Source organism: Aneurinibacillus terranovensis DSM 18919, assembly GCF_000430625.1.
In the GTDB taxonomy this organism is placed as follows: domain Bacteria; phylum Bacillota; class Bacilli; order Aneurinibacillales; family Aneurinibacillaceae; genus Aneurinibacillus_B; species Aneurinibacillus_B terranovensis.
The window spans coordinates 1-10,255 of sequence record NZ_KE387183.1 but is presented as its reverse complement, the minus strand read 5'-3'; the positions used below and the strand labels follow the sequence as shown (position 1 = coordinate 10,255).

Below are 10,255 nucleotides of genomic sequence, written 5' to 3'. Positions count from 1 at the left end.
CCCTGCAGAAAAAGGACGAGCGGCAACGCCCGCGAGTTTTTCTCAATTGATAATATTCCGTTCTTGCGGTTACATAGGGACGGTTGGAGAAGTCGGAACGATTTCTTCGTTGGAAGTCGCCTCTTTAAGTACGAAAGGCGTCAGGATAAATGATAAGAAAAAGCAAACAAGACCCATAAGCCCGAGAACGACACAATCGCGCCATACGCTGATAAATCCGTGTCCTTTAATGAATATTTCCCGGATCGCATCAAGGAAATACGTCAACGGAAGCATATGTCCCACAACATATAAAGCAGAGGGCATCGCTTCAAATGGCCAGGTAAAGCCCGATAACAGAAAGGACGGAACGGCGATTAGCATGGTGATCTGGGTTGCCGCAACCTGATTGCCGGAAAATAAGCTGGCAAGATACCCGATGCCAAGCAAGGCAAATGTAAAGGCCAACGCTAGCGTGGCGACAGGCAGCAGCTGTCCGTTAAACGGTAGATGAAAGCCGTACAGGGACAGGATGAATACCATGAATGTGTTGACAATTCCGATTAAAAAGTAAGGTGCGATCTTTGCGTAAGCAATTCGCCACGGAAGCAGACGCCATTGGGCAAAACGAAGCCAGACCCCTTTTTCTTTATCCCGCGTAATGGTCAGGGATACGCCGAGCAGCAGCACCTGCTGAAGAATCGCCCCAATTAAGCCATAGACAAGAAAGTGGCTGTAATTGAAAGTTGGATTATAGAGAACACGTACACGGAACGGAGTAGGGGCAAAAGTTGATAAAATTTGTGTATTGTTCATCCCCCGCTGTTCCATGTTATATGTGGAAACCGAATATCCGAGTGTAGTAACTACCTGGCTTGCCGCTTTAGTCGCCGCATTGGATATCAGCATATTGCTGCCGTCGATTAAAGTGAGAATCGGAACATTTTCGCCGTGTTTTATCCGCATCGAGAAATCATTTGGAATAATGACCCCGGCTTCCGCTTCTCCTTTTTCAATCGCCTGCTCGACTCCGCTTTCCGTGTGTACCTGGTCGGTAATCGCAAACGTGTCTGTCTGGTCAAACGACTGGATAATTTGGCGACTTAGCTGCGAATTGTCCCCATCATAAATAACTGTATGGATGTCAGTGACGCGCTGATGGGAGTACAAATAACCAAACAACGCCGTATACATAAGCGGGACCAGAAGAAGGATGGCAAACAAGCGCCGATCCCGCAGAATGTTTATCCATTCTTCCCGGATGATATCACCAACTTTTAATGGGGCTTGCATAATTATCTGGCCCCCTTACCCTGCCACATCAGGGTCATACCGGTAGGGACATCTTTCGGTAAATCAGTGAGTGTAACTTTAACGCCGAAGGAACGAATATCTTTATCCCCGGTGCTTTGCGTTGGTTTCTGAATCGCGAAATCAGTCGCCGGTTCAATTACGGTAACTTTTCCTTTTACCGGTTTTCCGGTCGAAAGGAGCTTCATCGTTACGATATCCCCATTTTTAAGGGTCCCAATTTCCGTTTCAGGGAAGTAAAACTTTGCCCATCTATCCTGATTCGTTTCGAGAGTCAATACGGGAAAACCGGAGCTAACCAGTTCACCAAGCTGGGCGGACTGGGTGGTAATAATTCCATCCGCAGGCGCGCGCAATTCTGTATAACCTATGTACGTTTGGGCCTCTTGCAGAGCGGCGTTAGCGTTTGAGACACCCGCATTTGCAGCGTCTACGCTTGCCTGAGCCTGTTTGACCCCGGCGTCTGCGGCGTGAACGTCGTCTTGATGTAGGCGGACTTGCCCTTTTCCTGCCTGAGCCAGAGCAACTGCTGCCTGCGCCTGTTCGAGCTGAGCTTGCGCTGCCTGAATTTGTTCGGGACGGGTCCCGTTTTTCAACATGTTCACTTGCTGCTGGGCAGCCTCATATTTTGCTTTCGCTTCCTGATATTTTAAGGAAGCATCATCTACTGCTGCCTGTGCAACAGCACCGGCGTTCAAAAGTGATTTCATTCTGTCAAGATTGGTTGCGGCAATTTGAAAAGCTTCTTTTGTCGCGTTAAGGTTAATATTAGCCTGTTCCCGCTCTTCCTTACGTGCTCCGTTTTTCAAAGCGTCCAGATTTGCCTGTGCAGCTTTTACTGCTGCCTGAGCCTGAGCGATTTGCCGATCGGCGGTCTGGGCCGTCACGGTTACGGCGTCAGAACCCTGCATTTTTTTTGCTTCGGCTGCACCCACAGCGGCTTGTGCCTGGGATACTTGCGACTGGGCCGCATTGACTGCCGCCTGCGCTTGCGCAGCTTTATCCAATAACTCCTGACTTTCCAGGCGGGCAAGAATCTGTCCCTTTTTCACATGGTCGCCTTCTTTAACGAAGAACTGCTGAATACGGCCGCCTATTTTGAAGCTGGCATTTATCGTCGTGGATTCAATATACGCTGTCGGTTCAGAAGCTGTTGTTTCCGCTGCTTGCCCAACTTCCCGGTACGAAGAAAGCGCATATGCTCCGCTCCCGATAAGCAGTACCATCAAAGCAAACATAATAGCCCTAATGGATTTCATCTTTCATACACCTCTTTTTATTCTCTGTTTCTTTTACTCTTCAAAAATCCCAAGTGCGTGAAGAACCAGGCTTTGCAAGCTGTACCGGATAGAGGGGTCATCGAGCGTCTGACCATGAATGATCGAACGCATTGCGGTGAAAGCAAGCATTCCGAAAATACTGCTTGCGGTCGTCCGAATATCCATTATGGAAGGCACTTTACCTAATTTCCTTGCTGTTTCCAGTTCAGATTCAAGCACTTCAAAATAACTTTGTAATACGTGCCGGATTGTGTAATGCCGTTCCTGTGTTCCCCATCCTTTGCTCAGGAGAAGCCGGCAAAAGTCGGTTTCGTTCTGGAAAAAGTCAAGATGGGCTTCGACTAAGCGCATCATACGTGTCCGAAACTCGACGGGTTCCACGATTTCGATAAAATCTTTAATCTTTTCGATAAATCGCTGGACGCCTGATTCCATCACGAAAACATACAGGTCTTCTTTCGTTTTAAAGTTATAGTACAGCGTCCCTTTCGCCACCCCGCATATTTCAGCAATCTGTTCCATTGTCGTTTCGTTATAGCCTTTATCGGCAAATGCCTTTAAGGCACCCTGGAAAATTAATTCTTTTGTTTTGACCCTCATGGTGTCACCCCTTTCCATTTTAAACTGACTAGTCAGTTTAAATTATATAATTATTATAAAAGGCGCTAATTTGGAAATCAATACTAAAGAAGTGTCATTAGTTTGAACGAACATTGGAAGATGAATACGAAGAAATCGACTGCTGAAAGGGTAACTGGTAAACATTATGGCTTGTGTGAAGGACGGTAAGTATGTTAATATATTTCCTGCATGATCTTGAGTGATTTATTAATGAGAATTTCTCAGTGGAGATGTACCCAAGTCCGGCTGAAGGGGACTGACTCGAAATCAGTTAGGCGTCGCAAGGCGTGCGGGGGTTCGAATCCCTCCATCTCCGCCATACATATAAACCCCGGTATATCAACGTTTTTGACCGCTAGTGTAGCGGAAGCGACACGTTGATATACACGAAAATGGGGTGACTGATTCTCCTGCGAATTAGTTAGCACGGTTCGTTTACGAAATTAATATGCGTAAGTTTTTCGATTGGGTGTACGAGTCCCACGGAAGAATAACGGTAAATGACGTTACTATAGCGTTGTTGCGGATTTTCTCATGGAGGCAACGGCTGAATATCCACATCGAAGAAGGAAATTGATCATGGAATACGGCCCAGCTTCTTGCTTTACGATTCGCTTTTTGTTATGATAATCAAGCAGCAGAGATGTTGCCTGATTAAGTGTATAATTTTGTCGCACTAGACGGGGAGGTAGCGGTGCCCTGTAACCCGCAATCCGCTATAGCGGGGTTGAATTCCTGTTAGAGGTGCGTTTCATGTGGGGTCTGACTCGTGCAAGTGGTGTTGAGAATCGGGTCCTGCGCAACGGGAACCCATGAACCTGGTCAGGTCCGGAAGGAAGCAGCCATAAGTGGAATTTCCCGTGTGCCGCAGGGTTGCCTGATTTGAGCCAACTACGCGGGTTCGCCTGGGTGAACGTATCGAAGACGGGTGTGCGGCTTCAATTTTAAAGCTTCCGGCATTTATTGTCGGAAGCTTTTCCTATTTAACAAGAGGATTTTTCTTGAAAATGAAGAATATGTGAAAATACAGAAACCGTGAAAATAAAAGAAGTGGCATAGAGTGAGGTGAGGATATGCGGGATTATTCATCATTTCAATTCAGGGTTGACAGGGAAGAAATGGAGTATCATTTGCATAATGCACCGTTTGCTGCTGCATTACTGGATAATGAGGGAAACGTAATCGAGGCAAATACAGTTTTGCTTCAAGCCACAGGATATACATATGAACAGGTTAAAACAAAGAAGTTTAGCGATTTTTTTTTAACACGTGACCCTTTTGAAGCATGGATTAACCAGTGTAAAAAGGTGGCTTATGAGAGCAAAAAAGCTCCTCGCATTACTTTAAAGCTGAAAACGGGAAATACTTGTATGTGCAATGCCATTATTTATAACGATATGGGAATGGAGAATTACCCGTTTCACTGTATAGTTCTAACGAATATCACCGGGAAAGAAAAGCCCATCCTCCACTACTTCAACCAGATTATGGATAACATTAATCTTGGGATCGTCGTTCTGAATCAGAAGGCGCTCATTGTAGAAATTAGCCATACCGCGTGTGAACTGCTGGGTGTAAAGAAAGAGTTTGTCATAAACCGTACGATAAAAGAAGCGTTTTCCGGAATGAAGGACGAGCAGCATTTTATTTCTTCTTCCCTTTTAGACGGGGTTACCGTCCGAAATCAAGCGTATTCGTGGCGAAATGGTGATAAACGGTTTGATTTTATCGTTGATTCAGACGTACTTTATTACCCGGATGGTGAAATCGCCGGGGGGTATTATATTTTTAAAAATGTTACCAACATGCTGACGATTGAACAGCAAATCGAGCGCAAAGACCGCCTTGCCATGATCGGCCAGATTGCAGCCGGAACCGCCCATGAAATCCGCAACCCGCTGACTTCTATTAACGGATTCCTCCAGATGATGTCGAAAACGCTGGATGAAGCAGGAATGGTGAAAGAGAAAGAGTATACCAAAATAATGCTGATGGAAATTAACCGTATCAATGATTTGGTCAGTGAATTTCTTCTGCTTAGCAAGCAAAAAGAAGTTCAGTATCAGCTTGTGGATGTCGAGCAAGTTTTTACGGAAATCCTCCCCATTGTAAAAAATGAGGCTTTGCTTCATGGGATCGATGTGATTGTGGAACTGTGTGAAGAAGTTCCTCTTATTATTGGGGACAGCGAATTATTAAAGCAAGTACTGCTCAATATTACGAAGAATGGAATTGAAGCGATGGGGGAGAAGGGGGTACTGACCCTTCGCATCTCGATAGTGGCAGATAAGGTCGAAATAGCGGTCCACGATACGGGACCTGGCATTCCGCCTTATCTGGTCGACAAAATATTCGATCCGTTTTTTACGACAAAGGAGGAAGGGACAGGACTGGGTCTGCCTGTATGCCAGAAAATTGTCCATGATATGGGAGGGAGCATTCTGGTTTCCTGCAAAGGAAATGGTACGGTGTTTCGGGTGGTTCTTCCTGCCCGGTAAAAATTAGACAATTTCTCTTCTATCCGGAAAAGTGGTATAATAATAGTCTGTATCATTTAAGTTGAAATAGGAAAGATGGGGATGTAAAATGGCCTATCGCGCATTGTATCGTGTTTGGCGTCCTCAAAAGTTTGGTGATATTGTCGGACAGGAGCATGTGACACGCACGTTGCAAAATGCCATTAGGGAGCAGCGTTTTTCTCACGCGTATTTATTTAGCGGTCCCCGGGGAACGGGAAAAACAAGCGCTGCAAAAATTATGGCAAAGGCCGTCAATTGTGAGAAGGGTCCTGCAGCAGAACCATGCAATGAATGCAGTGCCTGTCTGGGTATTACGGAAGGCTCTGTCGTTGATGTTGTAGAGATAGACGCAGCATCCAACCGCGGCATTGACGAAATACGCGACCTTCGGGATAAAGTGAAATACGCGCCTTCACAGGTCCGCTTTAAGATATATATTATTGATGAAGTCCATATGCTGACGACAGAAGCGTTTAACGCTTTGCTGAAAACGCTTGAAGAGCCGCCCGCGCATATCCTGTTTATTCTCGCGACAACGGAGCCGCATAAACTTCCTGCTACGATCATCTCACGCTGCCAGCGGTTCGATTTTCACAGAATCAGCAGTGCCGCAATGGTGAGCCGGCTCAATGAGATTGCCCATTCGGAGAATCTGCACGTGTCGGAACAGGCTCTTATCTTCATTGCCCGCCTTGCAGAAGGCGGGATGCGGGATGCCCTGAGCCTGCTTGATCAGGCATTTTCATTTGGAGGAAACCATGTGGATCTCAGCGACGTGTTATGCATTACAGGAGCGGTATCCCATGAATGGCTTGCCGAATGTGCAGGGTATATTCATACGGGATCGGCTGCCGATGTGATTGATGTCGTCAATCGCCTTGTGCTGAAAGGAAAAAATCCTGAGCAGTTTCTTGAGGATTTACTTTTGTATTTTCGGGATCTCCTTTTATACAAAACCGCCCCCGGCCTAGAGGAGATTCAGGGTCGGATGGCACTTGACCCTGCGTTTAAGGAACTTGGAGATGCGTACGATCAGGAGCGGTTATTTACCATTATCGAACAGTTAAACCGGTCGCAAAATGACATGAAGTGGGCGAACCACCCACGAATTATGCTCGAATTGGTTCTCATTCAACTGTGCCAGACATTGCAGGCGGAGGTCGCATTCCATTCCCCTGCCGTTACGGCTCCTGCGGAGAATGCGGGCGCAGCGGACATGAAAATGGGTGCAGCCGAACCTTTACGTGATTTGCTGCAGCGAATTCAAGCTCTTGAGACACATATTAAAAAGCTGGAGAATAAAGAGCCTGCCGATGAGCAAAAAGGCTCGGCAAGCAGCAGACGCCGGGAACCGAAAAAACTACAGTCGACGATTAAGATTCCTACAGCACGCATTCGGGAAGTTGCGGCTCAGTCGTATGCCAATCAATTGGCAAAATTGGTCTCAATCTGGCCTGATGTACTGCAGCGTGTGAAACAGCAAAGTGTTTCTCTTAACGCATGGCTGCAGGATGGCACACCTGTGGCGCTTTCAGAGAATGGATTAGTGATTAGTTTTAAAACGGTGATTCACTGTGAGACAACGGCACGTGAAGACAACAAAAAAGTGATTGAGGAAGTCGTAAAAGGAATTATTAATCGGCCAGTTGAATTGTTTACCTTAATGGAGAACCAATGGAGGGAGATCTCCGGTTCCATTGATTCATCAGGAGAAAGGGCCTCTGAGGAACCGAAAGAAACGTTGAGGGAACCGCATTTGGAAGAGGCGTATAAATTAGTTGGAGAAGAACTGATAAATATTATCGATTAGGAGGCAACATAATGTTTGGTGGCGGAAATATGCAAAATATGATGAAACAAATGAAAAAGATGCAGGCACAGATGCAAAAGGCACAGGAAGAATTGAAGGAAAAGACGGTTGAAGCAACGGCGGGTGGCGGGATGGTCACTGTTACAGCCAACGGGCACAAACAGATTCTCGATGTCAAAATTAATCCGGAAGCGGTTGACCCGGATGATGTGGAAATGCTGCAGGACCTGGTGCTTGCCGCAGTAAATGAGGCTTTAAATAAAGTGGATGAACTTGTTACGAAAGACATGGGTAAATTTACAGGCGGGTTAAATATGCCGGGATTATTCTAAGGACGGAGAGACATCAGTGTATTATCCTGAGCCGATTGCTAAATTAATAGACGGATTTATGAAATTGCCAGGCATTGGCCCAAAAACGGCAGCACGCTTGGCTTTTTTTGTTTTGGGAATGAAAGAAGATGACGTTTTAGAGATTGCCAAAGCGCTCGTGAACGCAAAGAGAAACCTGGTTTACTGCTCGGTGTGCCAGAATATTACCGATGTAAATCCCTGTCGTATCTGCATGGACACATCGCGCGACCGCTCGATGATTTGTGTTGTTCAGGATCCGAAGGACTTAATCGCAATGGAGAAAACAAGAGAATATCCGGGGTATTATCATGTTCTGCATGGCGCCATTTCCCCAATGGATGGCATTGGACCGGAAGATATTCGAATTGCGGAGCTGCTCAGACGATTAGAGGATGAGGAAGTAAAGGAACTTATTCTTGCAACTAACCCTACGATCGAGGGAGAAGCAACAGCTATGTATATTTCTCGTCTTGTGAAACCGTTCGGCATTCGGGTGACGCGGATTGCACATGGACTGCCGGTTGGGGGCGATTTGGAATACGCGGACGAGGTTACCATCTCGAAAGCGCTGGAGGGAAGGCGTGAACTATAAGTTCGTTTTTTGCCTCCTGTTTTTAAAAGCGGTGATTCAAACATAGGTGCTTTGTTTAGATGTGCAAGCGAAGCAGTGTTGAATTGCCGCTTTTTATTTATTATTTTCAGGAGAATGAAAACCGGTTCTTATACTTTCTTTTTGAGCATAAGTTTGTACAAGTGAGAGGTGAGGGAATGCACAGACAGGAACGGTGGGAGAAAATTGCGCTTATAACCGGTGTACTCCTGGTACTGGGCTATATCAGCGGCATGGGTCTTGAATTTTCATCTTTAAAATGGGTCATGACCGCTAAGGGGGATTGGAAAGTAGAATCCTCGGATGCCGTAAGCAGAACCTGGATGCTCTTCTTTTTGAGCACGGCAATTCTCAGCGTTTTACCTGCGTTTATTTTTATTCCGGCTCTTATCAAAACACGCAATAAGGAATGGCCGGGGTGGGAACGCGGGGTTTCTATGCGGTATGCCGTTTATTATTTTGCGCTGTATCAGGTAGGGTATGTGGTTATCCAACTCGTTTTTACGGTATTTCCTCAATCCTTATTTGCTGAGAACTCGTTTGGAAATTTAATCGAATCGTTTTTACCGCAATTTATGATGGCCGGAATTGGCTTGCTTCTTTTTTATAGCCGGCTGCATGATATAGGGTTTGTTCGCCCGGTTAAAGGAAAACAGCTTATTTTAAGCATCATCCTTTGTTATATATTTACCAGGTTTTTGCTGGATTATCTTATTACATTACCGATTTCAAATTTGTTTCATTTTAATCTTGATTCCTGGCGTGAACAGCAAATATCCGGTGAAGTGATGCAGGCTAAAAATATCGGTCTTGTTACAGGAGTGCTTGAAATTTTATTTGTAGGTTTTTTTGTTCCTGTCGCTGAAGAAATGATGTTTAGAGGGGTTCTTCAGACAGTGCTTGTTGAGAGGTTCGGGGCGGTAATAGGCGTCGTTGGCTCAAGTTTTCTATTTGCGGCGATACATGTCGACCCTGTATTATTTCCTCCGCTATTTACGTTGGGACTGATGTTAGGCTGGCTTCGTCACCATCACCGGAGCCTCTGGGCTTCTGTCTTGTTTCACGCGTTGAATAATACGATTACCGTATGCATTTATTTCTTCCAGTAGAAAATGCAGTGTCTCCCTGTTTAGTCAGGGAGGGGGCAACGGAAGAGAGGAGAGGAATAGAAGTGAGCAGTTTTACGATTTTTAGTATCGTAATTGTAGCGGCGGTAGTACTTATTTTTATGAATTATTCTGCATGGAGTCCTGTAAAATGGATTGGATGGGCATTGGGGAATGTGGTGATAGGCAGCCTCCTGTTATTTTTGGTCAATTTGTTTGGAGAATCCTTTGCGTTTACGATTCCTCTCAACCCTGTTACAGCGACGATAGCAGGGTTTCTCGGGATTCCCGGATTGGTAACGCTTATTCTCATTAAACAGTTTATCCTTTAATTTCCGTTGACTATTAAGTATAAGCATGATAAAGTGTTAAGAGTCCTCTTCGGATGGACTTTTTTTATTATGATAGAGCACTATTTGATAGATTATGTTTTCGTTTACTCCAATGTCAAATATCATGCATAAAGAGTTGTTGTGAAGCTGGATTTTCTTTGTGAAACAAGCAACTTGATTCTTACTCATTATAAAAAAGGTATTGACATTACTTTATAAGATATGATATATTATTTAAGTCGCCGCTGAGAGTGGGTGACGGAAATGAAGTTCCTTGAAAACTGAACAGTGAAATGCCAAATGTGCGATATAACCCGGATACAATTCTGGATTT

At 45.3% G+C, this 10,255-nt stretch carries 9 protein-coding genes, 1 tRNA gene and 1 other RNA gene; 8 read left to right on the top strand and 3 right to left on the bottom strand.

Features of this window, described 5'->3' with window-relative positions; all coding sequences use genetic code 11:
* Positions 1-69: 69 nt before the first annotated feature.
* From H525_RS0122170 to H525_RS0122160, 3 genes are read right to left on the bottom strand one after another with little or no spacing between them, the layout of a single operon-like run.
* Positions 70-1,272 carry an ABC transporter permease gene (locus H525_RS0122170; RefSeq protein WP_051331241.1) on the bottom strand — a complete coding sequence of 401 codons (1,203 nt, stop codon included), beginning with the start codon at positions 1,270-1,272 and terminating at the stop codon, positions 70-72.
* A 2-nt stretch (positions 1,273-1,274) separates the two neighbouring features.
* On the bottom strand, positions 1,275-2,549 hold the full coding sequence (locus H525_RS0122165; RefSeq protein ID WP_027417985.1) for an HlyD family secretion protein: 1,275 nt from the start codon (positions 2,547-2,549) through the stop codon (positions 1,275-1,277).
* A 33-nt stretch (positions 2,550-2,582) separates the two neighbouring features.
* Positions 2,583-3,170 carry a TetR/AcrR family transcriptional regulator gene (locus H525_RS0122160; protein ID WP_027417984.1) on the bottom strand — a complete coding sequence of 196 codons (588 nt, stop codon included), beginning with the start codon at positions 3,168-3,170 and terminating at the stop codon, positions 2,583-2,585.
* A gap of 247 nt (positions 3,171-3,417) precedes the next feature.
* On the opposite strand from H525_RS0122160, the gene H525_RS0122155 reads away from it, so the two are divergent.
* The 8 genes from H525_RS0122155 to H525_RS0122125 all read left to right on the top strand — a co-directional run bounded on the left by H525_RS0122155 (position 3,418) and on the right by H525_RS0122125 (position 9,921).
* Positions 3,418-3,510 (top strand) — tRNA-Ser (locus H525_RS0122155).
* Positions 3,511-3,862: 352 nt separating this feature from the next.
* Positions 3,863-4,127, top strand: an RNA gene (gene ffs, locus H525_RS26845) — signal recognition particle sRNA large type.
* Positions 4,128-4,264: 137 nt separating this feature from the next.
* Complete coding sequence (locus H525_RS0122150) at positions 4,265-5,689, top strand: ATP-binding protein (protein WP_027417983.1); 1,425 nt, start codon at positions 4,265-4,267, stop codon at positions 5,687-5,689.
* Positions 5,690-5,777: 88 nt separating this feature from the next.
* Positions 5,778-7,520 (top strand): DNA polymerase III subunit gamma/tau, encoded by a 1,743-nt coding sequence (gene dnaX / locus H525_RS0122145; RefSeq protein WP_027417982.1) that lies wholly within the window; start codon positions 5,778-5,780, stop codon positions 7,518-7,520.
* An 11-nt stretch (positions 7,521-7,531) separates the two neighbouring features.
* Complete coding sequence (locus H525_RS0122140; RefSeq protein ID WP_027417981.1) at positions 7,532-7,852, top strand: YbaB/EbfC family nucleoid-associated protein; 321 nt, start codon at positions 7,532-7,534, stop codon at positions 7,850-7,852.
* A 16-nt stretch (positions 7,853-7,868) separates the two neighbouring features.
* Entirely contained in the window at positions 7,869-8,465 is a 597-nt protein-coding gene (recR, locus tag H525_RS0122135) for a recombination mediator RecR (RefSeq protein ID WP_027417980.1), read from the top strand.
* Between the two features lie 176 nt (positions 8,466-8,641).
* Positions 8,642-9,592 (top strand): CPBP family intramembrane glutamic endopeptidase, encoded by a 951-nt coding sequence (locus H525_RS25905; protein WP_162142529.1) that lies wholly within the window; start codon positions 8,642-8,644, stop codon positions 9,590-9,592.
* Positions 9,593-9,654: 62 nt separating this feature from the next.
* Complete coding sequence (locus H525_RS0122125) at positions 9,655-9,921, top strand: pro-sigmaK processing inhibitor BofA family protein (protein ID WP_027417979.1); 267 nt, start codon at positions 9,655-9,657, stop codon at positions 9,919-9,921.
* The last annotated feature ends 334 nt before the right edge of the window (positions 9,922-10,255 follow it).

Excerpts from the sequence above, each read along its gene's own strand:
- H525_RS0122170 (WP_051331241.1), bottom strand. The coding sequence starts at position 1,272 with ATGCAAGCCCCATTAAAAGTTGGTGATATCATCCGGGAAGAATGGATA.
- H525_RS0122165 (WP_027417985.1), bottom strand. The coding sequence starts at position 2,549 with ATGAAATCCATTAGGGCTATTATGTTTGCTTTGATGGTACTGCTTATC.
- H525_RS0122160 (WP_027417984.1), bottom strand. The coding sequence starts at position 3,170 with ATGAGGGTCAAAACAAAAGAATTAATTTTCCAGGGTGCCTTAAAGGCA.
- H525_RS0122150 (WP_027417983.1), top strand. The coding sequence starts at position 4,265 with ATGCGGGATTATTCATCATTTCAATTCAGGGTTGACAGGGAAGAAATG.
- dnaX (WP_027417982.1), top strand. The coding sequence starts at position 5,778 with ATGGCCTATCGCGCATTGTATCGTGTTTGGCGTCCTCAAAAGTTTGGT.
- H525_RS0122140 (WP_027417981.1), top strand. The coding sequence starts at position 7,532 with ATGTTTGGTGGCGGAAATATGCAAAATATGATGAAACAAATGAAAAAG.
- H525_RS25905 (WP_162142529.1), top strand. The coding sequence starts at position 8,642 with ATGCACAGACAGGAACGGTGGGAGAAAATTGCGCTTATAACCGGTGTA.